Origin of the sequence: Kitasatospora sp. NPDC005856 (genome assembly GCF_040629945.1) — a bacterium.
Taxonomy (GTDB): Bacteria; Actinomycetota; Actinomycetes; order Streptomycetales; family Streptomycetaceae; genus Kitasatospora.
In genome coordinates this window covers 1-22,653 of record NZ_JBEXWT010000055.1, presented here as the reverse complement: position 1 = coordinate 22,653, position 22,653 = coordinate 1, and the positions used below count along the sequence as shown (strand labels likewise).

At 70.1% G+C, this 22,653-nt stretch carries 18 protein-coding genes and 2 pseudogenes; 11 read left to right on the top strand and 9 right to left on the bottom strand.

The window, feature by feature from the left end; all coding sequences use genetic code 11:
* Window positions 1–263: 263 nt before the first annotated feature.
* Complete coding sequence (locus tag ABZ449_RS27635; protein ID WP_360351255.1) at window positions 264–908, bottom strand: hypothetical protein; 645 nt, start codon at window positions 906–908, stop codon at window positions 264–266.
* Window positions 909–1,095: 187 nt separating this feature from the next.
* Between ABZ449_RS27635 and ABZ449_RS27630 the strand changes: the two genes are divergently transcribed.
* Together ABZ449_RS27630 and ABZ449_RS27625 are read left to right on the top strand one after the other, a co-directional pair.
* Entirely contained in the window at window positions 1,096–1,329 is a 234-nt protein-coding gene (locus ABZ449_RS27630) for a hypothetical protein (RefSeq protein WP_360351253.1), read from the top strand.
* A gap of 111 nt (window positions 1,330–1,440) precedes the next feature.
* Window positions 1,441–2,208, top strand: coding sequence for a hypothetical protein (locus tag ABZ449_RS27625; protein WP_360351250.1), 768 nt, complete (start codon window positions 1,441–1,443; stop codon window positions 2,206–2,208).
* A 197-nt stretch (window positions 2,209–2,405) separates the two neighbouring features.
* On the opposite strand, the gene ABZ449_RS27620 is transcribed toward ABZ449_RS27625, so the two are convergent.
* The 3 genes from ABZ449_RS27620 to ABZ449_RS27610 form a co-directional block, all read right to left on the bottom strand.
* Window positions 2,406–2,867 carry a hypothetical protein gene (locus tag ABZ449_RS27620; protein WP_360351248.1) on the bottom strand — a complete coding sequence of 154 codons (462 nt, stop codon included), beginning with the start codon at window positions 2,865–2,867 and terminating at the stop codon, window positions 2,406–2,408.
* 71 nt (window positions 2,868–2,938) lie between these two features.
* Window positions 2,939–3,100, bottom strand: coding sequence for a hypothetical protein (locus tag ABZ449_RS27615; protein ID WP_360351245.1), 162 nt, complete (start codon window positions 3,098–3,100; stop codon window positions 2,939–2,941).
* Between the two features lie 714 nt (window positions 3,101–3,814).
* A complete protein-coding gene (locus ABZ449_RS27610) occupies window positions 3,815–4,243 on the bottom strand; it encodes a hypothetical protein (protein WP_360351242.1) in 429 nt (142 codons plus the stop codon).
* A gap of 843 nt (window positions 4,244–5,086) precedes the next feature.
* Between ABZ449_RS27610 and ABZ449_RS27605 the strand changes: the two are divergent.
* Window positions 5,087–5,392 (top strand): annotated as a pseudogene (locus tag ABZ449_RS27605) (transposase); the annotation flags it as partial.
* 121 nt (window positions 5,393–5,513) lie between these two features.
* Here ABZ449_RS27605 and ABZ449_RS27600 read toward each other — a convergent pair.
* Together ABZ449_RS27600 and ABZ449_RS27595 are read right to left on the bottom strand one after the other, a co-directional pair.
* On the bottom strand, window positions 5,514–7,028 hold the full coding sequence (locus tag ABZ449_RS27600; RefSeq protein WP_360351240.1) for an MFS transporter: 1,515 nt from the start codon (window positions 7,026–7,028) through the stop codon (window positions 5,514–5,516).
* A 134-nt stretch (window positions 7,029–7,162) separates the two neighbouring features.
* Window positions 7,163–8,386 (bottom strand): amidohydrolase family protein, encoded by a 1,224-nt coding sequence (locus ABZ449_RS27595; RefSeq protein WP_360351237.1) that lies wholly within the window; start codon window positions 8,384–8,386, stop codon window positions 7,163–7,165.
* Window positions 8,387–8,469: 83 nt separating this feature from the next.
* On the opposite strand from ABZ449_RS27595, the gene ABZ449_RS27590 reads away from it, so the two are divergent.
* From ABZ449_RS27590 to ABZ449_RS27580, 3 genes are all read left to right on the top strand, one after another.
* Window positions 8,470–9,399: a LysR family transcriptional regulator gene (locus ABZ449_RS27590; RefSeq protein WP_360351234.1), complete on the top strand. Its 930-nt coding sequence runs from the start codon at window positions 8,470–8,472 to the stop codon at window positions 9,397–9,399.
* A gap of 908 nt (window positions 9,400–10,307) precedes the next feature.
* Window positions 10,308–10,550: a hypothetical protein gene (locus ABZ449_RS27585; RefSeq protein WP_360351231.1), complete on the top strand. Its 243-nt coding sequence runs from the start codon at window positions 10,308–10,310 to the stop codon at window positions 10,548–10,550.
* A 685-nt stretch (window positions 10,551–11,235) separates the two neighbouring features.
* Window positions 11,236–11,730 (top strand): hypothetical protein, encoded by a 495-nt coding sequence (locus ABZ449_RS27580; protein ID WP_360351228.1) that lies wholly within the window; start codon window positions 11,236–11,238, stop codon window positions 11,728–11,730.
* 355 nt (window positions 11,731–12,085) lie between these two features.
* Here ABZ449_RS27580 and ABZ449_RS27575 read toward each other — a convergent pair whose 3' ends face one another.
* Window positions 12,086–14,647, bottom strand: coding sequence for a hypothetical protein (locus ABZ449_RS27575; RefSeq protein WP_360351225.1), 2,562 nt, complete (start codon window positions 14,645–14,647; stop codon window positions 12,086–12,088).
* A 171-nt stretch (window positions 14,648–14,818) separates the two neighbouring features.
* On the opposite strand from ABZ449_RS27575, the gene ABZ449_RS27570 reads away from it, so the two are divergent.
* Window positions 14,819–15,037: a hypothetical protein gene (locus ABZ449_RS27570; protein ID WP_360351222.1), complete on the top strand. Its 219-nt coding sequence runs from the start codon at window positions 14,819–14,821 to the stop codon at window positions 15,035–15,037.
* Between the two features lie 443 nt (window positions 15,038–15,480).
* On the opposite strand, the gene ABZ449_RS27565 is transcribed toward ABZ449_RS27570, so the two are convergent.
* Window positions 15,481–16,878 carry a delta-60 repeat domain-containing protein gene (locus ABZ449_RS27565; RefSeq protein ID WP_360351219.1) on the bottom strand — a complete coding sequence of 466 codons (1,398 nt, stop codon included), beginning with the start codon at window positions 16,876–16,878 and terminating at the stop codon, window positions 15,481–15,483.
* 501 nt (window positions 16,879–17,379) lie between these two features.
* On the opposite strand from ABZ449_RS27565, the gene ABZ449_RS27560 reads away from it, so the two are divergent.
* Window positions 17,380–17,751, top strand: coding sequence for a hypothetical protein (locus tag ABZ449_RS27560; RefSeq protein ID WP_360351216.1), 372 nt, complete (start codon window positions 17,380–17,382; stop codon window positions 17,749–17,751).
* Between the two features lie 165 nt (window positions 17,752–17,916).
* Here the strand turns inward: ABZ449_RS27560 and ABZ449_RS27555 are convergent, their stop codons facing one another.
* The gene (locus ABZ449_RS27555; protein ID WP_360351213.1) at window positions 17,917–19,041 is read right to left on the bottom strand and encodes a DUF6183 family protein; all 1,125 of its coding nucleotides are present in this window, start codon (window positions 19,039–19,041) and stop codon (window positions 17,917–17,919) included.
* Window positions 19,042–19,213: 172 nt separating this feature from the next.
* On the opposite strand from ABZ449_RS27555, the pseudogene ABZ449_RS27550 reads away from it, so the two are divergent.
* The 3 genes and pseudogenes from ABZ449_RS27550 to ABZ449_RS27540 all read left to right on the top strand — a co-directional run.
* A pseudogene (locus ABZ449_RS27550) lies at window positions 19,214–20,494 on the top strand (DUF4158 domain-containing protein); the annotation flags it as partial.
* 604 nt (window positions 20,495–21,098) lie between these two features.
* Window positions 21,099–22,115 carry a recombinase family protein gene (locus ABZ449_RS27545; protein WP_360351210.1) on the top strand — a complete coding sequence of 339 codons (1,017 nt, stop codon included), beginning with the start codon at window positions 21,099–21,101 and terminating at the stop codon, window positions 22,113–22,115.
* Entirely contained in the window at window positions 22,108–22,458 is a 351-nt protein-coding gene (locus ABZ449_RS27540) for a hypothetical protein (RefSeq protein ID WP_360351207.1), read from the top strand. The genes ABZ449_RS27545 and ABZ449_RS27540 overlap by 8 nt, the downstream gene beginning before the upstream one ends.
* The last annotated feature ends 195 nt before the right edge of the window (window positions 22,459–22,653 follow it).

The following is a 22,653-nucleotide window of genomic DNA, read 5'->3' as shown; positions in this document are numbered from 1 at the left end:
ATCCTACGTGGACGCGTATCGCTGTTGCTTGGTGACTTGGGAAGCAGTGAAGACCTTGTCACTGTGTCAAGGTCAAACGAAGTCGGCTCCCGATCACGAGTCACTGAAGAGGATGCCCCAGTTACTTCTGACTGGTCCGGTTCCATGAGTTCGATGATCGCGGCGCGGTGCCCTGCGGCGTAAGCGCGCGTCGAGTCAAGCGCCTGATATGCGTTCCAGACGATGCACCTGATCGCCCCCGGCGAATCCTGCACGTCGATTCCTCAGCGGAAACCGTCCGCCCTGATGCCGGTGGCAGGAGCGAGGTTCGGCCACGGGTGCCCCGCCCTGTCGGAGGCAGCAGACAGTAGGAGGTCAAGAACAGTGCATCCCGGGTAGCCCCGGAAGCTCGCGTGAAGGGCGCGGTAGTAGCAGTTCCAGTAGCTCACCACCCGCCGTTGAGTGCGTGCGAAGAAGGCCGGGTTGTCCACGATGAACTGCCCGTAGGCGAGGTGTCCCCGGGTACCCGGCGTAGCGAGATCATGGAGCGCATCGCATATGACGACCAGGATCTCCACGACGTACTCGCCGACCAACTGCATGACGAAGGGGATGACCCACGGGTCCGCGGAGTCAACGACTTCCGCCAGATGGCGCTGCCTTACCCTTCCGTCCCAATGCCTCGAGTACAAGCAGTGCAGAAGTTGTCGTTGGCGCGACGAGAGCAACGCCACCAGGTCAGCGGGCGGCTCGTCGTTGTAGAGACGTCCGGGGATGGAGACTTCCTCGCCCTCGACGACGACCGAGAACTGGGCAAGAGGCCGGAAACGCGAAGCAGGCATGACCGCAAGGACTGCCTCGGCATCGTCTGCGAGTTCGGTTGGGAATGCCGCGATCAACGGGTTGCGGCTGTCGGAGAGCGGATGCACGGGCTGAGCATAGGGGAGGGCTGCGGCCACGTGGCCGGCATGTACTGCCGCCCCGGGGGTTGAGGAACACCGAAACGAAAACTGGCGTTAAGCCCGGATCGCTGCTGGTGGGCGCCTGACGGTCCGTCGACTTCGGGGCGCTGGTGAGGTTCTGCCACAGATAATGCTCCTTACCGAGGGGGAGAGAGTGACCCTGACGGACCATCCGGCGCCGCGCTCCGCCGAGCTGGTCGTGCGCCCGCGCGACCACCAGGTGCTCGCCGACGTCTCCGCGTGGACCGACGCCGACTACCGCCTCACCGACCGCACCCGCGAGAAGCTCCGCCAGGCGGTGCCGGCGAACACGCTCCGGGCGTACGAGCGGTGGTGGACCGCCGCGGCCGCCTGGTGCGTCACCGAGGGCCGGTCGCGCTGCCGATGACCGCCGAGACGCTCACCGAGTGGGTGCGCACCCTGACCGACACCGTCTCGGCGCGCACCGGCCGGCCGCTGTCCGTCGCCTCGCTCGACCAGGCGGTCGCCGCCGCGCGCGGTGCACGCCGAGGCCGGCTTCGACGGCATGCCCGGCACCCGGCACGCCCGGCGCCTGATCCGCGACCACGGCGGGCAGCTGGCGGACGCCGGCCGCACCCGCCGCCAGAGCGCGATCGTGACGGCCGACCAGGCCCTCGACATCGCGACGCGGTGCGACCCGGCGACGGCGGCCGGCGCCCGCGACCGGCTGCTGGTCGCGCTGTCCTTCAACGCCTGGACCCGCCGCTCCGAGCTGGCCGCGCTCAACCTCGCCGACGCCCGCATCTCCAGCGACCCGGAGTGGCCCGGAGTCCACGTCCGGTTCCGGAAGTCGAAGACCGACCAGGCCGGACGCGGGGTGGAGGTCTTCCTGCCCGCGCGGCGACGCGCTGTGCCCGCTCGCGGCCCTGCGCACCTGGCGCGGCCACCTCGCCGAGCGCGGCACCACCGACGGGCGGCTGCTGCGTGGCATCGACCGCTGGGGCAACATTCGCGCCGGGATGGCCGCCGGGACCGTGAACGACATCAGCCAGCGCCTGGTCCACGCCGCCGGGTACGCGGTCGACGAGCAGGGCGCAGCTTCACCGCGCACGACTGGCGCTCCGCCGGGCGCTCCGCCGCCCGCGCCGCCGGCGCCTCCAAGGAGGCCGCCGACCGGCACGGCCGCTGGTCCCCGACCAGCAACACCGGCGACCAGTACGAGCGCGACCGCGGCGAGGCCGCCGACCACCCCATGGCCAAGGTCGCCGCCCGGCAGGCCCACCGGACCGGGGAGGCCGACGCGTGACTTCACCGTGGACAGCAGCTCGCCGGTACGCGGGTGGCGGGCGGTGAACCCCGGAAGGAGAGCCAATCGGCCGCTGTGGCGTCGGCCGGATCACCCCGTGGCGTCGGGCTTGCTCCACGCGCCAGCTCGCCGGAGTGCACCAGCGAGAGGGAAGGAGCGTACGAGAGCATCGGCCCGGGCCGGCGCGGCGCCGGCCGCTACGCGCCGCTTCCCTCGACGACCGCAGCCAGCGGGGAAGGCCCGGCCGCGTCCCCGTCGGGTGCACCAGGCAGTGCCAGCAGGCCGGACACCTCCTCCAACAACAGATCCAGCTGCTCCCGGGCAGCGGCGAACCGCAGCGGGTGCCACCGGGAGGGAAAGAAGACGGCGTGCGCCTGCTCGGTGAGGCCGAGCACCAGCCGCAGTCGGTCCTCCTCGGGCAGGTTGCTCAGCCACACAGCACGCACGGACATGATGAAGCCGCCCAGCTGCCGGTGGACGCCCAGGCGGTGGGTGTAGGTGAGGACGTACGGCGCGCAGTCGTCCAGCAGCATCCGGGTCGCCTCCTCGACCCGGTCGCGGCAGCGCTCCCTCTCGGCCTCGAGGCGCTCCGCGAACCCGGAACCGTCACCGCGCGGCGGCGCCTGGAGCCGGGGCACCGTGACCAGCACCGTCTCCAAGGCCTGTCGGAAGCCGTCCCGGGCGGTGAACGCGGCCTTCTACCGCAGCCCCCACCGCTCGGTGCGCGGCGTCACCGCGACGTCACCAACGTGGTGACGACCGCGGTGACCACCGCGACGCCCATGGTGGTCAGCGTCCCCATCAGCAGCCCCTCCTCGACCTGGTCCGGGGCGCCGATCATGCCAGAGTTGCGCTCCAGTCGGTCTGCGCCCAGGGCGTCTTCATATTGCATTTTGGCGAACTAAATGGTCGGTGACTTCGACTTCTGAAGCCACCGACCATGCCGCCTTCGATTATCCCTTTACATGCTGACCCCCGGAAGGTTGAGGAACTGAGCGGAGAAGAAACTGATAACCGTGCTCACGAAAAGCACGGTGTCGCATACAGGGCACGAGATGGCCAATGCGGCATACCCCGTAATGGATAGGCATGCAAGAATCAGAGCAGTGAATGAGGTTTCGGCCCCCAAGCTGGGGCGCTGCGACTTCGACGCTCGCCTCCACAAGATGATCGGCGAGTGGAACGGCGTCATGAGAAGTAGGACGTCGGACAGGCTGTACGGGCCCGAGGTCAGCAGGGCGATTAGAAGAGCGAGGTAGGACGACCCCACGAGGGCGCGGGAAAACCGTCCTCCTGTATTTCCTGAGCTCGGGCCCAGCGCGTGCGGCAATCGGAGCATGGGGTAGGCTCCCCTTCGTAGGGTCCTCTGGAGGACTCTGCGGACGGGAGCCGGTCGGCTTTGGGTGAAACGGGCCGACTCCCGGTTTTGCGCTCAGGGCGAAAATATGGCGGCGTACACGCACGCTACGGCCGATTTCTTCCGCGTCGCATAGAAGAAGCCTGGAAGATTTTCGATACTTATCTGTCGGATTCCCGCATAGCGCCCACTAGTCGATCCTGTTAACTGGGCGGGATCCGATCAGCGAGTTCGTCGCTGATGTCGGCCTCAGTCCCGAAGTCCCCGCCACACCGGCTGACGCAGCCGGCCTGTGTCGGTCAGCTCCAGGAACTCCACCTCGGCGTGCAGCGTGGGCCGTACGAACCGCACCTCGATGCCGCGCGGAAGCCCCAACCCGGCCCCACTCGCGGTGAACGGCGACACCGGGACGGCGAGGCGGCTCAGCGCCGCCGCCAGGGCGCGCCGCTCGGGCCCGGCCATGCCGCTACTCACCGAGCCGACGAACAGCAGCGGGCCACCGGTCTCCAGGCGCGCGCCGACCAGGACGGCGCGCACCGAGGTACCGCCCGGGCCGCCGGGCAGCCAACCGCCGATCACAACGTCCGCCACTCTCAGGTGTTTCACCTTGATCCAGTCCCGCGAGCGCGCGCCCTCCCGGTACAGCGAGTCCAGGCGCTTGGCGATGACCCCCTCCAAGGAGCGTTCGCGTGTCCACCCGAAGGCGGGTGCCCTTGCCGTGACGGACGTGGAGCTTGCCGAAGCGGCCCAGGTGCCACTTGATGTCGGCCAGGTCGAGCCTGCACACCTCGTTCACTCGCAGGCCGACCTGGGACATCAGCTTCGCCGCGGTGTAGTTCCTGGCGGTCGGGGCGAACTTTCGGCAGGTGGCCAGATCGCCGCCCCAGCCGGTGAACAGGGTCTCGACCTCCGGCCAGGTCGGCGGGATTCGCAACGCCGCGTCCTTGGACCTGCGCGGGCGGTTCACCTCGTCGATCGGGCACTCGACCACACGCCCGGTCATCCGGTGGATCTCGACCTTGTGCCGCAGCTCCAGGAACAGGAAGTACGTGCCCAGGGCCTGTGACCGAGCCAGCCGGGTGCCGCTCGGCGAGTTCCTCAGCACCTTCCCGAAGTACGCGTCCGCGTCCGCAGGCTCCATGTCCCACAGTGGCCGGCCGAACCAGGTCCTGATCTGCTCCAGGTGCTCGACGTCTCCGCGGATCGTGCCGTCCGTCAGCCCCGTTGAGGCCCGCGCGAGCACGAACCCGGACAGCACGTCGGTCTCGAACCGCTCCAGTTCCTCCGCCGACGCCGGCGCCCAGCGCTCACGCAGGTCCCGTACGACTGCCAGCGCCGCCAACCCGAGCCACCTCGCCTTCAGTCCGACCGTGGATCGGCCGGACGACGTGAGAACGCTTCAAGAATCCCGAAGTGACGTCACAACGCGGCAGAACACACGAAGGGGGAAGAACCTCCTGGCCACAGGGGCAGGGACTCAGCGGGGCCCAGGGGAACTCACGGGATGTCGCACAGCAGGTCCTCGCCACCGCCTGCCCGGACATGACGGAACTCTCCCGGCTCGTCCATACCTTCGCCGAGCTGCTTGTCCCCGCCTCCGCCAACGGCGCCCGCCTCACCGAATGGATCATCGCCGCACGCGCCGCCGGCCTTCCCCATCCGCACTCCTTCATCCGCGGCCTCGAACTCGACCGAGCCGCCGTCGACGCCGGCCTCACCCTGCCCCACCACAACGGCCGCACCGAGGGCGTCAACACCCACACCAAGCGGATCATGCGGCAGATGCACGGGCGGGCCGGATTCGCGCTCCTCCGCCGCATCCTCCTGCCTGAATCACACTCGGTTACCACCGATTACGGGTCAGAGCTGATTCATGACACTCCCCGACGAACACCTGACAACAGCCGCAAGCCGGTGCCGGTTCCCGCCGGCACCGGCTCACGAGGGGTCAGTGGGCGGCGGCGGGTACGGCGTCCTGGTCGGTGGCGGCCCCGGTCTTGAGGGCGAAGGCGTCGCTGCGGGCGTTGATGAGGGTGAAGGCGACGACGGACGCGACGGTCATGATGGCGGCGGCCCAGCCGATGGCGGTGGTGTAGCCGTGGACCAGGCCCTGGGCGGTCAGGGCGGGGCCGCCGTGGTGGGCGGTCATGTAGCCGGTGGTGGTGTTGACGGCGATGGTGCTGAGCAGGGCGGTGCCGATGGAGCCACCGATCTGCTGGGAGGTGGTGATCATCGCGGAGGCGACGCCGGCGTCGCGGGGCTGGACGCCGTAGGTAGCCAGGCTCATGGCGGGGGTGAACATCGTTCCCATGCCGGTGCCGAGGAGGAGCATGCCGGGCAGGGTGACGGTGGCGTAGGAGCTGGTCGTGGACAGTTGGGTGAGGATGAGCATGCCGGCGGCGGCGAGCATGATGCCGGGGCCCATCAGGAGGCGGGCGGGGATGCGGGGCAGGAGGCGGGCGGCGATCTGGGTGGAGCCGGTGATCATGCCGGCGACCATCGGGAGGAAGGCGAAGCCGGTGGTGACGGGTGAGTAGCCGCGGACGTCCTGGAGGTAGAAGGTGAGGAAGAAGAACAGCCCGAACATGCCGACGATGGCCAGCCCGAGGGCGAGGTAGGCGCCGCTGCGGTTGCGGTCGGTGATCACGCGCAGCGGCAGCAGCGGGCTCTTGACCTTCGCCTGCACGGTGACGAACGCGGCGAGCAGGACGGCGGCGAGGGCGAACAGGGCGAGGGTGATGCCGGCGCTCCAGCCGGCGGAGGCGGCCTTGGTGAAGCCGTAGACCAGGGCGACGACGCCGCCGGTGGCCAGCAGGACGCCGGGGATGTCGAGGCGGTCGCGGTTGCGGGCCGGCTCGCGCTCGCGCACGAAGGCGAGGGCGCCGGTGGCGGCGACGGCGGCGAAGGGGATGTTGATGAACATGACCCAGCGCCAGTTCAGGTATTCGGTCAGCAGGCCGCCGAGGAGCAGTCCGATAGCGCTGCCGGCGCCGGCGATGGCGCCGTAGATGCCGAAGGCCTTCGCGCGTTCCTTCGGCGCGGTGAAGGTGACCGAGAGCAGGGACAGCGCCGCGGGGGCCAGCAGGGCGCCGAAGACGCCCTGGCCGGCGCGGGCGGCCAGCAGCATGGCCTCGTTGACGGCGGCGCCGCCGAGGGCGGAGGCGGCGGCGAATCCGGCCAGGCCGGTGATGAAGGCGCGCTTGCGGCCCCACAAATCCGAGATCCGGCCTCCGAACAGCAGCAGGCCGCCGAAGGCGAGGCTGTAGGCGGTGACCACCCACTGTCGGTTCGTGTCCGGGATGTGCAGGGCGGCCTGGGCGTGGGGCAGCGCGATGTTCACCACCGTGCCGTCGAGCACGACCATGAGCTGTGCGATGCCGATGAAGATCAGGGCCTTCCAGCGCAGCGGGTCCGGGGCCGGGGAACTTTGTGCCGTGTGCGGGGAGGTCTGGGGGGAAGACATGGTGGGACCCACTTCGGGGACGGGAGAACAGGTGGTGAGCGGGGCCGGGTCCTGAGCCCGCCGCCCGGTTCGGGAACCGAGCGGCGGCACGTGGGAGGGGCGGGCGGGCAGGGCCTCGCTGGAGAAGAGGGGGGTCAGGCGCCGTTGTCGGTCACGACGGTGCCGTTCTGGATCACCTGGTGCACGCCGGTGATCGCGGTGATGTCCTCCAGCGGGTTGCCGGAGACGATCAGCAGGTCGGCGGTCTTGCCCGCTGCGACGGTGCCCAGCCGGTCTGCGAGGCCGAGGAGTTCGGCATTGGTGCGGGTCGCGGCGGTGAGGGCGGCGTGGGCGGGGATGCCCTGGTCGTGGACCATCATGATCAGCTCGCTGTGCAGCTTCCAGCCGTGCAGGCCCCGGGAGTGCGCGTCGGAGCCGACGCCCAGGCGCACGCCGCTCTCGTAGGCGCGGCGCACTGCCTGGTTGCCGTAGCGCAGGGTGCGGGCGTCGGTGTCGGCGGTGGCGTGGAGCTGGTGGGCCACCATGGTGGGCACGAGGTAGGTGCCGCGGGCGGCCATGAGGGCGAACAGGTCGTCCAGGGCGGCCTCGTCGTGCGGGTCCTCGGCGCGCAGGAGCAGGTGCTCGATGTCGTCGACGCCGATGTCGACCGCGCGCCGGGAGTCCTCGACCGTCTCGGTGTGGGCGGCGACCTTCAGCCCGTGCCCGTGCGCGGCGTCGACGATGGCCTCGACGAGGTGCCAGGGCATCTTGAGCTCCGGTCGGGGCGGGCCGAAGATCGCGTTGTTCGAGATAATGATCTTGACGAGGTCGACGCCGACGGCGGCGAGGTCCTCGACCGCCGCCGCGGCCTCGGCGGCGGACTCCGGTGTCCGGGCGGCCTCCCGCAGGCACGCGTCGTCCCCGCCCCAGACAGTGCCGTTGGGGTGGCCGTGCTCGACCTGGAAGCTCGGCCCGCTGACGGCCAGGCGCGCGCCAGGCAGGGTGCCGGCCTCGACGGCGTCGCGCACGGCGATGCTGTCGTGCAGGAAGTCGCCCAGGCTGCGCTGGGTGGTGACCCCGTGGCGCAGGGCGTCCGTGCGGGGCACGGCGTAGTGGCCGGTGGCCTCCCGGCCGCCGAAGGGCGGGGCGTGGTGGAAGCCGAGGCCGCCCAGGTGCACGTGGGCGTCGATCAGCCCCGGCAGGACGGCCTTGCCCCGCAGGTCGACGACGGCCGCATCCTCCGGTACGGCGACGGTTGCACCCGCGACGGTGATCTCGTGCCCGGTGATGACGACGGTCGCGCCGTGGACGGCCGGGGCGCCGGTGCCGTCGATCAGCAGGGCGTTCGTGAGGGCCAGGGGCTGGGGGTTCTGGTTCATGGATTCGAGTCTTGCCGCCCGACGCGTATACGGGAAATCAATGATGAATATCGCTCCATAAACACGACTGCTACCTTGGGGGCATGGTCGCCCGCCCTGATCTCAACCTCCTCGTCGCCCTGCACGCCCTGCTCGAAGAGCGACACGTCAGCCGCGCCGCCGAGCGCATCGGCGTCACCCAGCCGGCCGCGAGCGCGATGCTCGGCCGCCTGCGCCGCCACTTCGACGACGAGCTCCTGGAGCGGGTCGGCAACCGCTACCAGCTCACCCCGCTCGGCGCCCAGCTCCAGGAGCAGGCGGGCTCCGTCCTGGAACTCTCCGACCGGCTGTTCGCCACCAAGTCGCAGTTCGAACCCGCCACCTCGGAGCGGGAGTTCACCCTGTCCGTCGCCGACTACACGGCCGCCGTCCTCGGGCCGAGGCTGCTCGACGCCTTCGAGAAACAGGCTCCCCGCGCGACCTTGCGCTTCCGGCGCCTCGGCATGCCCGAGACCCACCCCGGCGAGGACGCCGAACCGACCGTCGACGGGCTGATCGCCCCCCACGGCAGCCTCTTCCACGGGATGCCCAACCTGCCCCTGTTCACCGACGAATGGGTCGCACTCGTCGACCGCGACAACCCCGCCGCCGACAACCCGCCCAGCACCGAGGACCTCGCTGTCCTCAATTGGGTCCTGGGTCAGTTCGACCCGCACAACGCCCCGTTCATGCTCCAGCGCCTCACCGAGACCGGCCGCCAACTACGCCCCCACGCGGTCACCGACAGCTTCCTCGCCCTGCCCCTCTACATCACCGGCACCGACCGCATCGCCGTCCTCCAGCGCCGCCTGACCGAGGCCATGCCCCTGCCCTCGACCCTGCGCGTGATCCCCTGCCCCTTCGACGCCGGCCCCATCAACGAAGCCCTCTGGTGGCACCCCGTCCACACCCACGACGCCGGCCACCGCTGGCTCCGCACCCTGATCCAGGACACCGCTCGCCACCTCGACCAGGACGCGGAGCCCGCCCGCTGAGGCCAGTCACCCGCGGATCACCTTCGGAGTGACCTGGTACTGCTGACGAGGGCATCTGCTGTCCTACCCCGCCGGTAGGCCTCCGTCACTGTGGTGGCCGCGCCGTCGGCCATCGGCGACTCAACATGCTGAAAGGGACAGGGAACCTCCACAGCCCCACAACCCTACGACCGGCTCGCAACCGTCGACTCCCCCGGGACGCAGTGGGCAGAGGTGACCTCCCCGCTCGCCCGCGAGGGCGTCTTCGGGGTGATCGTGTTGCGGCCTACCACCCCCATCCAACCGCGCCAGGCCCAACGCCTGCACGCCCGCCTGCGCGAAGAGGGCACCACCCTGCTGGTCACCACCCCATGGCCCGGCGCCGCGCTCCGCCTGGCCGTCAGTGATCCGGCCGTCGCCGGCCTTGGCGCTGGGTGGGGAGAGATCGAGAGCCGCACCGTTACCGCGCACTGCACTATCGGAACCCGCACCCGCTCCTTGCGCCTGCAGCTGCCCGGACGGGGCGGCTCTCGAGGCCGCCGAGCGCACCACCCGCCCGGACGACGCCGCCACGGCGTAGCCGAACGCGCCGCCGCTGGCCGACACCGGCACCGTAGAGGCAACGGTCCTGGCCCGAACCCCGAGCGGGCCACGAGACCCCGCACAACGACGGCGGCCCCCTTGCGTCCTTGGGTTCTATGAGTCGTTGCAGCACCCCAGTTCAGGGGATGCAATGGACTTCGAGATCCGGGACCGTTCGGTTAACCGGGGGAGGCGTCTGACCGAGGAACGGCGCGTCTACCTTCAGCTCGTGCAGGCAAGGTATGAACAGCAGCGAAGCGTGTCGGATCGTCGGGATCAACACCCGGACGGGCAAACGGTGGCGCAACGGCCGCGCCGTGTCCGGCAGGACTGCGGGGGCGCCACCGATGTCGAGGGTGACGGGCGCCTTCGGGGCCGGCGGTGGTGTGCTCGGGCAGGAGGTCGGCGACTGCGGTGCGGATGGCGCCGCGGCTGACAGCGTGGTCGCGGGCGAGGGCGGGGATGGAGCGGCCGTCCAGGTACGCGGTGCGGACGTCGTCGGTCTTGTCGGCCGGGACGGCGGGGCGGCGCCCGTCATAGGTCAGCTCGCGCTGGAGTTCGCCAGCGGCGGCGAGGGGTCTGCACCATGAACTTTACGGTGGACAGCAGCTCGCCGGTGCGCGGGTGACGGGCGGTGAGGTCCATGGCGGAGAACGCGCCGTCGTGGATGCGCAGGGCGAGGTGGTCATGGTGGAGCACCGGGTTCCCGTGCGGGAACCCGGCCGCCGTCCTGCGCTGGACGAAGCCGGCGCCGCAGCCGAGGGGGTCAGCTCGCGACGGTGGGGAGCTTGGCCAGCGAGGGAAGGCCGGCAGGGCACGGTGGCGCGCACAGCGGCCCAGTCGACGCGGAACACACCCGATGGACGCAGGACGCATTCCATGGACGGGATGACCGGGTGGAGCACCCGCACCACTGCCCGACTCGCCGCCGACCACCTCACCGTGCCGGCCAGCGCCGCGCCTGCACCCTCGAAGCCCAAGACCTGCTCGGACCAGCCCGCGCACGCCCCGGGCCCTCCCTGTTCGCCGGCCGGGTCGTTCGCACCGTCACGGCGGATCCCCGGTCGTGGTTGCCGGGAATCCCTTGCACTTCGATCCATTTTAGACAATCGCCAAGGGAGCCCATGCACTTAGTTGCAGAGTGGTTGATGTATGTGGGGAAGGCGGGGTGAGGGGGCGCGTGATTCTGCTAAGAGGGTGGGTTTCCTTGGCGGTTGTCTAAAATAGCCCGGAAACCACCTGTCTTGTACTGCCCTTCGGGGAGGATCGCCCACGATGAACAGCGATCCCGCGCTTCAGGCCCTCGTGGACGCCGTCGCGACGACCAGGGCCCCGGGGTGGCTGGCCACCGGTGCGACCATGCTCACCGGATCCGCCAAGACCCAGCGCCAGTTCGGCCGTGTCGCAGAACAGTTGGTCCGGAGGAGCCGGAAGAACCGCGCACCGCACACCATGGCGATGATCAGCGGCTCCACGCGGCAGGACAGCTACCTCCTGATCTGGATGAGCCACCTCGACGGGCAGGGGCAGGCAGACCCCCGACGGTTCCTGCGCGACTACCTCGAAGCCAAGAAGCACCAGATGTGGATGACACGGGCCGCCGGATTCCTGGTCGACGCCCGTACCGCGGCCCTGACCGATGTCCTCTTCGACAACCGGGCCCCGGGCGCCGACCCCGGCCTCCACGCCCTCGTGGAGAGACTGGCTCTTCGCCCTCCCGCACGGACGCCCCGCAGCCTTCCCCCACCGTTTGCTCAGCGGGGCCGGTAGCGACGGCCGTGCCACGGTCCGGTCGTTCGAGGCACGCTCAGCACGTCGCCTCCGCGTTGCCGTTCACACCCGAAACCATGTCGGAGGTCTCGGCCAGCCTTGGCTCCCGCACTGTCCATCGATCTCCATCACCTGGCCACAGCGGCGAAGCGCCGTGGGTGCGCCCGACTGTACCGACGTGGGCAGGAGTGTTTCTCCTCGGGGCCGCGCGTATCCGCAGGAACACGCTCACCGCCCGGCCGGGGCCGGCGCCGACGACGCCGGAGGCGGAAACCGCCGCAAGGGCTGATGCCGGTCAACGGCGGTGGCCGATTCGGTCGCGGTGTGGGCCGGGGGCGTGATCGGTCCGGCAGCGTCACTCACTGCTGTCGAGCGTCGGTGACTGGAACGGCCAGGGGTCGGCAATGGAGCCGTCGATCTCAAGGCCATAGCAACGCGCGCGCTCGGCCTCCTCAGTCCTGCCATCCGCGTCCCAGAAGGTGCTGAGCGGATCGACCCCACCGCCGGCGTCAACTGCGGCACGGTGCGTGTGCTCGGCCTCGGGTGCCTTCCGGTACCGCTCCAGCATCGCCAACCGCTCCAGCGCGTAGAGCTCGCCCCGCTCTGCCGCGCGGCGGTGCAGAGCCTCGGCCCGGCCCTGGTCACGCCCCTCCAGCTGCCAGGCCGCCACTGCCCAGGTCTGCGGGTTCCGGAACTCCGCGAGGCGGTGCAGAACGGCCTCTGTGCCGGCCTCATTGTCGACGTGCAAGCCCATTAGTGTCATGACGGCGGCAAAGGTGCCGCCCGGCCAAGACCGCTTCGACTCACCGAGCACGTCCCGGTCGGCGAGCTCGACAACTGCCCAGGCCAGCCGTTCGGCCTCGGCCAGGTCATCGTCCGAGCACCGAGCCATCGCCATCATGGCCAGTTCGAATCCGTCGCCGTGTTCCGCGAAGGACCGCGCCAGGCGCTCGGCCTCGTCCCACTCGTCGGCCTCGCATTTGAGCGTCACCAGTGCGCCTCTGGCGTTCTGGTCGCCCGCCGAAGCGCCCAGCCACAGGATCCGCTCGCTCTCCGCGAGGTCGCCCGCTTTCCGGCGCAGTTCGGCCAGCTCATAGGCAGCCCCAGCGTCTCCGAGTGCCATGGCGTCCGTCAACGCGGCCTCCGCCTCCGGGCCGTTGGGCAGCACCGCCGCCAGCGAGATCAGCGCGGACGCCCGCCCGGTGGTTGCCGCCTCCCGGACCAGCCGCGCGGTCCCCTCCGGGTCGCCGAACTCGTCGAGTGTCCAGGCCAGGGCCAGCATCGGCTCCGGGTCCCCGTTCCGCAGGGCGGATCGCGCCAGCGGCTCGGCCTCCTCGGTCAGGTCCCGGTACGCCATCATCGTGACGATCGCCTCCCAGGCCGGGTTGTGCCCTCCGTCCGCCGCTCGGCGCAGCAGTGCGGCGGCCAGGCGCAGCCGCCCCCGCCGCTCTGCGGAGCGGGCCAGTTCGTACAGGTCGGCGGCGGTCGCCGCGTGCTGTTCGACGGCGTACCAGAACGAGGCGGGTGGGAAGCAGAAGCGCCGAGCCGTCCGGGCGTGGTGGTCGAGGTAGTCCGCCAGGCGGCACACGCCCGGCCTGGCGCCCATGCCGTGCTCGTGGGCAACGTCGCCGAGTGCCGCCACCACGTTCTTGACCCTGGTCCGGGCGAAGGTCAGTGCTGTCTCGAACCAGTCGGCCGGCGCTGCGGCGCGCTGGGCGTCCGTCAGGTAGCCGGGTGCGGCCGCTTGCAGCAGCGTCAGCGGGAGCGGGGAGGTGTGGCCGAGTCGGCGTGCGTCCATCGCGGCCGTGACAACGGCCTTGCCGTAGCAGTTCTGTGCTCCGTCGGCCTGCTCGTACCACTGGACCAGGGCCGGCCCACCGGCCAGGGTCTGGGTGATGGAGCCGTCCGGAGCGGTCCGTGCGGCGACAGCCAGCGATCCGTCGTCCGTCTCGTGCAGTTGTCCCAGGGCCGAGTTGTCGAAGGCCGTCGGGACAGTGATCACGCGGGCCGCCGTGAGCAGGGCTCTGGCCTGGGAGTGGCGGTCACGAGCGGCATCGTTTTGGTGGGCGGTCAGTCCGTCCTGGTGGTTCGGCCAGAGGGTGGCGATGATCACCAGCGGCCCTGGCTGTTCGAGCCGTCGGCGCAGGGCTGCGGCCGCGGTCTCGCCGCCGTGGCCGGCGAGCAGTTCCTGGGCATCGTTGAGCCACAGTACGGTGCGGGTGCCGAGGGCGTCGCCGACGAGCAGTCGGCACAGACTGTCGGCATCCTTCGGATACGCCAGTGTCCAGTCGGCGAGGCAGGCTGCGACCGCCTCGTAGGCGGTACGGGTCTTCCCGGTGCAGCTGTACCCGCTCAGCACGAGCAGGACGGGGTCGGTTCCGGATGCCGCGTCGGTCAGAAGGTCCCGCAACTCGTGGTCGTGGCGGCGGGGGATGTATGCCGGGAGCACGAAGCCTTTCGCGGCTGTCCGCAGCGGGTCGGCGATGGCCGCGTGTACGCCAAGCCGCTCGGGTTGCCAGTCGGCCAGCGGGCGTGGCAGGTCGAGGGGGCCGACGGTGCCGGGCGCCGGGGCCGGTTGCAGCGCGGTCCCGCTGTTCTTCCCCGTGGTCCGCTCGGCCGTAGCGGCCCGGTCGAGGCGGCGCCAGTGGTCGGGGTCGAAGAGATGCCTCTCGTCGGGCAGGGGCTCCACTCCTTGGCGCTTCGCCTCGGCACCAATCACGCGTACCAGCCCGATCAGACGCTCCGCGGACGTCGGCAGGTTGCGTCCGGTGAGCCAGCCGCCGACCGTCGAGGGCGACGCGACCTGGGCGCCGCTCGCGAGTCTGCGCAGGGTCGGTGCCGGCCTGAGCCTGCTGAGGCGCCACTCCCCCAGGGTCCGCAGGTCCGTTCGGAACCGTTCCTCAGCACCGCCGTGCACGCCGTCCCGCCTGTCCGATCCGTATCGCCCTGCCGTTGGACGGCCCTTGGGCTTATGCCCGATGGCCTCCCGGTTTCGGCTTCGACTCTACAAACCGACGATCCGGGTTCCGTACGGAACCACCGGACAGGGAGAGTTCCTGCCGAAGTGTTCTCCACGAAGGGATCCTCCGTGCCATTCACCGATGACCTCCGAACCGATGCGTCCGTGCTCTTCTCGCCGGGCGCCGTCGTCCTGGCCGTGTTCCTGCTGCTCTATCTGGGCGTTGTCCTGCCCGCGGTGTGGTCGCGTCGGAGTCATCGTCGCAACGCGGCCGTGCGAGTCCTGGAGTTGTTGTCCCGCCATCTTCTGGTCGTGCTGCGTGTGCTGGCCGGTCTTCTCCGGCGCTGACCCGCATACGGTCCGACCCCTCGTACACCGGCGCTCAGGACGTGGGTGTCAGCGACGCGCCCGGCGACGCGGGACCCGTGCCGGAAGCCGCCGAGCGGTTCGATCCGAGCGGCCTCAACCGGGCCGCCCGCGACAGGATGATGCCCGGCGTCCCCGCGTCCGGTACGACGTCCGCCGGCGGAGCAGTACGACCGGTCGGCCGTCCAGTCCGGACGGTCCTGGCACCCGGTGGCCTCGCGCTGTCCGGCCGTCGCGGCCAGGACGATGCGGGTGGCGGCGGCGTCGAAGAACAACCCGGCGGATCTGATCAACATCGCGCTGGAGAAGCTGGTCGAGGCCAACTTGGAGATACCACGGTTCACGTTAGCCCATGATGGCCTTCCAGGCGCACGCCCTGGGCCCGGAACCGAGGCGGTTCCGGGCCCAGGGCGTGCGTTGTCGGATCAGTTGGTCTGGTAGCGCACGGCAGTGAAGTCGAAGCCGGGCACGAGGTCGGGCTTGGTGACGGTGGCGGTGCCACTGGTCACCAGGCGGTTGCTGGAGTCGAGCGCCACGCCGCGGGCCGAGGCACCGCCGATACCGAACGAGGTGGTGACGACGCCCGCCGTGCCCCAGCTGGTGTCGATGAGGCCGTTGGAGGTGTAGCGGACCACGGTCTGCACGCCGGTGTTGGGGTCGAGCGGGAAGGGGGAGACCTCGTTGCTCTCGCCGGCGGCGTAGATCTTGCCGGCGGGGCCGATGGCGACGGAGCGGGCCTCGTCGCCGAGGAGGCTGACCTTGGTCGTGGTCTTCCCGAGGGTGCCGAACGCGAGGTTGAGGCTGCCGTCGGCGTTCAGTTCGGTCAGGCCGAAGGCGCCGGCCCCGATGACGTTGAACGGGTCAGGCGACTGCGCCAGGCCGGCGAGGACGATCTTGCCGTTGTTGCCGCCGTTGGTCAGGGCGATGCTGAACGCGAGGTCGGACAGCGGGCCGAAGGAGACGTTGGTGGAGCCGCCGGTGCCGAAGGTGGTGTCCAGGCTGCCGTCGGTGTTGAACCTGGCGGCGAGGAAGTTGTCGACGCTGGTGAGCGTGTTGACGGAGAACCCGCCGGCGATGAGCTTGCCGTCGTTGCGCTGGGCGAGGCCGAAGAAGTGGCTGGTGGTGCCGAGCTGCAGGGTGGTGAGCCCCAGGCCGCCGCCGAAGGTGGTGTCCAGGGTGCCGTTGGAGTTCAGGCGCACCAGCAGGGCGTTGGGTCCGGCCGCGCCGGCGCCGACGATCTTTCCGTCCGGCTGGACAACCAGGCTGCGGATGCCGTCGCCGAGTCCGCCGGAGACGTTGAGCAGGACCTTGCCGCCGGTGCCGAAGGAGGTGTCCAGGCTGCCGTCGGTGTTCAGGCGCGCGATCGCGACGTTGGCGGTCTGCTCGTTCGGGCCGGCGAGCCCCGCGACGACGATCTTCCCGTCGGCGGGCTGGATCGCCACGGCCCGGGCGAAGTTGGTGTTGGGTGCGGCGAGGAACGAGAAGGTGACGGTGCCGGGGACGGCGCTGGAGGGGCCGAACGTCGTGTCCAGGGTCCCGTTGGTGTTGTAGCGGGCCAGGGCGAACTGGGCGTTGCCGCCGGCGGCCGGGACGTTGATTCCGTCCCGGCCGGCGGTGACGATCTTTCCGTCGGCGGGCTGGATCGCCAGGGCGTTGGCGATGTCGGGGAGCGAGGGGGTGGCTCCGAAGTCGGTGGTCACCTTGCCGCCGGTGCCGAAGGTGGTGTCCAGCGCCCCGGGGGTGGCGCTGGCGGGGACAGCCGTGATGAGGGCTATGGCGATGCCGGCCGCGGCGGCGATCCGACGCGCGGTGAGCGTGCGCATGACAAATCCTTCTCTCGGTGAGGGGATGGAACCGGTAGGGGGTCCCAGCAGGGTGGTGGCGCCCGCGGATGTGCTGCGCGCGAATACGCGAGCGGGCTCGAGGGGTTCGAGTGGTGGGTCGCACGGACCATCTGACTGCGCAGCGGAGTCAGTGGAACCGGCTTGCGGCCTGGGGAGTCACGCCGCTCGAGAGTGGCGGATCCGTCCAGGGGGCCGGGCGGCGGTTCGACGCACACCCGGGCTACACGGGCCGCCCCCGGCGGCATATGCCGGAGGCTCAGGCCCATCATGGCCAGCGCCGAGCGGCGAGGCAAGGCCTTCCGGCCACCCGATCCGGCGCTGTCCGGAAAGAGTAGGACAACAGTCTCTGATTGAATGCTCATGCCTGTAATTCGCCGATTGATGAGCGAAGTTGAACGAATTGGATGCCCGCCGCGGTGACGTAGGCGAGCATCGGGGACACCCTCCACGGAGTCCGCACCGGCCTACCTGTCGTGCACGGTGAGCGGTGACAACCAGCGGAGGCTGGTCGTCACCGCAGTCGGAGCCGCCACCGAGGTGGAACGCATCCACAACGAAGGACAGCAGGTGGCGAAGGACTTCCTGCCGTTCTCCGACGGCGAAGCCGGCGAGCGCTCCTCCGTGGTGCGCTTCTCCTGCGTGGTCAAGACGACGCCCGACGGTCCGGACCGCACCTGGTACTACACGGCGGCCCTCGCACTCCGGACACCGGAGGGTTCATCCAACCCGCCGCCCGGACGACAGAAGATGGCCGAGCTGTCCGTGGAGTTCGCCCGCCAGGCGATCACCAAGGCACCACTGGGCTGTACGAACACGATCCAACTGCCGAACGGGCCGGTAGTCTTCAGCTGACCCCTCGCAGAGGAAGCCTGGCTGAGCTACAGGTGCCTCAGATCTCTCTCGAGTCCGGTTTCGCCTGCTGACCGGCAGCGCAGAGCCCGACCACGACGGCACTGGATTGGGGGACCGTCCCCGCGTGGGCGAGCGCTACCGGCTCAACCCACGGACCACGGAACGTCAGTCGGTGTCCGTCGCGGCCAGCACGGCCAAGCGTCGACGGCCCGGCGCAAGAGCGGCCAGACCGATGTCCCAGGCCACTTGTTCGAACCACTTCGTGTCGGCGCCGAAGCCGTGCCAGACGCAGTCCCGCACACCTGCTTCGGCCTCGCCAGCGGTGGCGCCTTCAGGGCTTCCAGCCAGCGCGGCCAGGGACTGCCAGGCCGCCAGCCGGCCGTAGGCGCCATAGGAACCGGAGTTGTATGCCCCTCCCGTCGACGCCGCGGCGAAGAGCACTCGCCATGCCTGGGCCAGCGGGAGGCCAGCGACCGACAGAGCAGTCTTCTTCCCCACCCCGCCCAGACACTCCAGCCCCAGCGTCAGAAGCGCGTTCGGGACCAGCTGGGCGTCCACGGGCTCGGCGAAGTCGAACACCCGCGCCTCGATGCGCCCGTTGGACTCTTCAGCCCAGTTCGCCACGGCCTTGGCCATCGCCGTGGCAGAGGCCTGTGTTGTCGTCTCCTCCGCCGACGGGACACGCGCGCTGGTGATCACTGCCAGTTCGCGGCTCTCCGACGGTCCGTACGGCATCGAGTGACCGCTGCCACGGATGCTGTAGCTCGGCAGGTCGGCGCTTCGTTCCATGTCGGACAGCGTCAGGGGAAGCCAGCCCAGCGGGTGATGACTCCAATGTGGTGATGTCGCCCAACCCGCGATCCCCGGCATCTCCTCGACGACCACACCCCTGAGAACCAGCTCGTGGACCAGGCAGGCCCGAAGCTCCTCCGAAGCGCGGCCGGTGAACGCCACAGCCAGGTCCGTCGCCTCGTGGCTGGAGGCCAGCAACGAGGCGGTGTAGCGATCCAGCTTCGTGCTGGCGACCTCAGCCGAGGAGACCAGCCGCAGCGCTTGGGCGACATTCTCGGGACCAGTGGTGGTGGCCAACAACCGAAGCAGATGGTCGAAGACACTTCTGTACTGCCACATCTGCCCCCCGGTGCCGTGCGTCCTGGCGAGAGCGATGCCAAGGTCCGCAGCGAAGGCTGCGTCCCCCTGCGCGACCCGGCTGTCGGCCACCGCCCACACGCCGGTGACATCCTTCAGGTCCGGCAGCCCCGTCACGATCTTCTGTATCTGATCAGCCACGGCCCTGAGCCTACGCATCCGACGGTCCCAGCTCATCTTCGGCCCTGGGGAACATCGGTACAGCCGTTGGCGCTGAGAATGATCATGGTCGGCTAGCACAGTGATCCGGTACCGCGCTGGGCTTCTGGGGAAGATCGTCGGTCACGGGTGAGGGGCGGCTACCGTCCGGCGCGTGCCCGTGGAATTTTTGACTGATGAGCAGGCCGAGGCGTACGGGAGGTTCCGCGAGGAGCCGACTGGGCCGGAGCTGGAGCGGTTCTTCTTCCTGGACGACGTCGACCGCGATCTGGTCGCGCTGCGCCGTACGAAGCACCATCAGCTGGGCTTCGCGCTCCAGATGTGCACGCTGCGGTATATCGGGCTGTTCCTGGAGGACCCGCTCGCGGTGCCGTGGCCGGTGGTCGACCACCTGGCCGCGCAGCTCGGGATCGAGGATCCGTCGTGCGTGAAGCGGTACACAGAGCGGCCGAAGACGGCGTACGAGCACACGTGGGAGATCCGGGACGCGTACGGCTACCACCCGTACGAGGACGCGGAGTGGGGCCGGCGGTTCCGGACGTTCCTGCACGGGCGGGCGTGGACGCACGCCGAGGGTCCGGTGGCCTTGTTCAACCAGGCGGTGGGCTGGCTGCGCCGGAACCGGGTGCTGCTGCCCGGCGTGAGCGTGCTGGCCCGTCAGGTGTCCGAGGCGCGGGCGGTCGCGGAGAAGCGGCTGCACACCACGGTCGCGAAGGCGGCCCGGCGGGCGGATGCGGCGCTGCCCGGGGATCTGGTGGCGACGCTCGTGGTGCCGGAGGGGGCGCGGGTTTCGGAGCTGGAGCGGCTGCGCCGGCCGCCGACGCGGACGACGGGGACGGCGTTCGCCCGCGCGCTGGAGCGGGTGGACGAGATCGGCGCGTTCCAGCTCGGGAGGCTGCGGCTGTCGCAGATCCCGCCGAACCGGCTGGCGGCGCTGGCCCGGTACGCGCTCGGGTCGAAGGCGCCGCTGCTGGAGCGAACGGCGGAGCCAAAGCGCACGGCGATGCTGACGGCGGTGATGCGGCACCTGGAGGCGAAGGCGATCGACGAGGCCCTGGACCTGTTCCAGGTCCTCATGGCCACCCGGTTGATCAGCACGGCGAAGCGGGCCACGGACAAGGAGCGGCTTTCGACGCTGCCGCAGCTGGAGAAGGCGTCGCGGACGCTCGCGCGGGCGGCGAAGGTGCTGTTCGAGGAGCTGGAGCTCGTCGAGACCCACGGCGCCGACCTGGACGTCGTGGCGCTGTGGGCGGCCGTGGAGAAGGTCGCGCCGCGCGCGGCGGTGATGTCGGCGGCGGCCATGGTCATCTCGCTTGTGCCGGAGGACGAGGACTCGGCGGAGGTCGCGATGCGGGCCGCGCTCGCGACCCGGTACGCCACGGTCCGCCCGTTCCTGGCGCTGCTGGGTGAGTCGAAGGCGCTGTCCGCGGCCACGTACTCGTCGTTGGCCGCCTTGCGGGCCGCCTCGGCCTCCGGGCTGCGGCAGGTGACGTGCACGCTCTCGTACCAGGTCTGGGTGCCCGGTTTGCCGGTCACCGCCTCCCACAGCGCGTTCGCGGTCAACGCCTCCTCGTCCACGCCCTCGGTCAGCCCGGGGCCGACGAGCCCGTAGTAGCCAGTCCGGCCCCGGGGGATCACCGTGAACCCGGCCGGGAGAGCGTGAGCTTCGAGCCAGTCCTGACCGCACCCGCAGTGCCGGGCGTGGTAGCGGGACCACTTGCTCTCCAGCGGCTCGTACACCAGCCGGTCCCCGTAGTACTTCGGATCTCTCGCGAATCCAGACACGACCCGCAGTTTCCCACTGCGCCCGCCCTCACGACGGAGGCCGTCACCCTCGCGGGGGCACCGAACACCGGAACGACATCCGACGCCACCGGGCGCCCTTGGCCACGAGCATGACGGACGGTCATTCTCATAAATGTTCATCTGTGAGAGTTCTGCGAGAACCCCCGTAGTGATCACGTTTCCGCAGGTCGCCGTTCGCAAAAGTCCTCTCGAAACCCGCATGTTGTGCGAGACACTTCTGAGAGACTTCCTGGATGGATCTCACGCCCGATCGGGCCGCATTGGCGGTAGAACGTCACGACTGCCCGAACTGTGACGCGCCCGCCGGTTCCGCCTGCCGCACCCGCGGCGGGAAGACCGCCGCGAAGTACCACACTCCCCGCTTCGTCCTCGTCCCCGCGCTCCGCGAGGAACTCGAAGTCCTCGTCCCCGCCGACCGCTACCCCGGCCGCGCATGGAAGCAGGGCCCGGCGCTCGCCGTCGTGCCCGCGCCCCGCACCGAGAGCCCGGTCCGTATCGGCTACGCCAGGACCTCGACCGTCCGCCAGGAGCTGGCCAGTCAGCTCGAAGCCCTCCACCGAGCCCAGTGCCACAAGGTCTTCAAGGAGCAGATCAGCACCCGCGTCAAGGTCCGGCCCGAGCTGGAGGCGGCGCTCGCCCTGGCCCACCAGTTCAAGGAGGCCGCCCCCGAGACGCCGGTCATCCTCACCGTCCACGAGCTCAAGCGCCTCGCCAGGAACGCGGCCGAGCTGATGACGCTGTCCGCCGAGCTCCAGGCCGGCGGCATCCAGCTCGAACTCCTCACCGGCCCGCTCACCGGCATCTACGACCCCAACGGCATGGGCGCCATGTTCTTCGCCGTCCTCGCCGTCGCCGGGCAGATCGAGCGCAACTACATCCGGGAGAAGACCCTCGAAGGCCAGGCCGTCGCCGCCGCCAAGGGCAACCACGGCGGCCGGCCGAAGGTCATCGACGACGACATGCTCACCTTCGCCGTCGCGCTCAAGGACAAGGGCGTCCCCGTCCCCGACATCGCCAAGAAGCTCACCATCAAGACCGGCAAGAGCGCGGGCAAGTCCCCCTCGGTCGCCTCGCTCTACCGGGCCCTCGCGGAAGCCGAAGCCGCCGCGGCCGACGACGGCCTGCCGCTTCGGCCCAAGCCCGTACAGGTTCGCCGCCCCGGAGAGCCGCTCACCGCCGAGGAGACCGAGCTGCACGACCGCCTCCAGGCCCAACCCCACCCGAACGCCGAAGGCGGCCACCGTGAATGACCTCGCCACCGTCCGCGCGCAGGAGTACGCCCAGACCTACGAGACCCTGATCGACGCTGCCGCCCGGCTCGACATGCTGCGGCGCCTGGAGGACGGCAGTCCCGACCCCCACGCCACCGCGGCCATGCACGCGATCCGGTTCGCCGCCACCATCCTGTGGCCCGCCGTTCCCGACGTCCCGCCGCCCGGCTACCGCCACGACAGCGAATACCTGCTCCAGCTCGCCGCCAACTGGCGCGAGGCCGCGCTCGAACTCAGCGAGTTCGCACCTTCACGCCCCGCCCTACGGCTCGTCTCCGCCCGCGAACTCTACGAGGAACATCCGACCGGAAACCGGCGCTAAGCCGCCGGCCGCTGGGATCCTCATGGTGCCAATCCCTGACACGGCCTTGGGGCACTTTGGTACAGCGGTTAACGCTAAGCCGATGATCCTGGGCGGCTAGCTAGGCCGTGTCCTGCCGATCAGTTGAGTCGTTGATACGACTATGGGGAGTAGGGGTGATCTGACTGACGGCCAGTGGGAGCGGCTTCGGCCGCT

Bases quoted from the DNA above. Each gene is read 5' to 3' on its own strand.
- ABZ449_RS27615 (WP_360351245.1), bottom strand. From the start codon at position 3,100: ATGCAATATGAAGACGCCCTGGGCGCAGACCGACTGGAGCGCAACTCT.
- ABZ449_RS27600 (WP_360351240.1), bottom strand. From the start codon at position 7,028: ATGTCTTCCCCCCAGACCTCCCCGCACACGGCACAAAGTTCCCCGGCC.
- ABZ449_RS27595 (WP_360351237.1), bottom strand. From the start codon at position 8,386: ATGAACCAGAACCCCCAGCCCCTGGCCCTCACGAACGCCCTGCTGATC.
- ABZ449_RS27590 (WP_360351234.1), top strand. From the start codon at position 8,470: ATGGTCGCCCGCCCTGATCTCAACCTCCTCGTCGCCCTGCACGCCCTG.
- ABZ449_RS27585 (WP_360351231.1), top strand. From the start codon at position 10,308: ATGTCGAGGGTGACGGGCGCCTTCGGGGCCGGCGGTGGTGTGCTCGGG.
- ABZ449_RS27580 (WP_360351228.1), top strand. From the start codon at position 11,236: ATGAACAGCGATCCCGCGCTTCAGGCCCTCGTGGACGCCGTCGCGACG.
- ABZ449_RS27565 (WP_360351219.1), bottom strand. From the start codon at position 16,878: ATGCGCACGCTCACCGCGCGTCGGATCGCCGCCGCGGCCGGCATCGCC.
- ABZ449_RS27545 (WP_360351210.1), top strand. From the start codon at position 21,099: ATGGATCTCACGCCCGATCGGGCCGCATTGGCGGTAGAACGTCACGAC.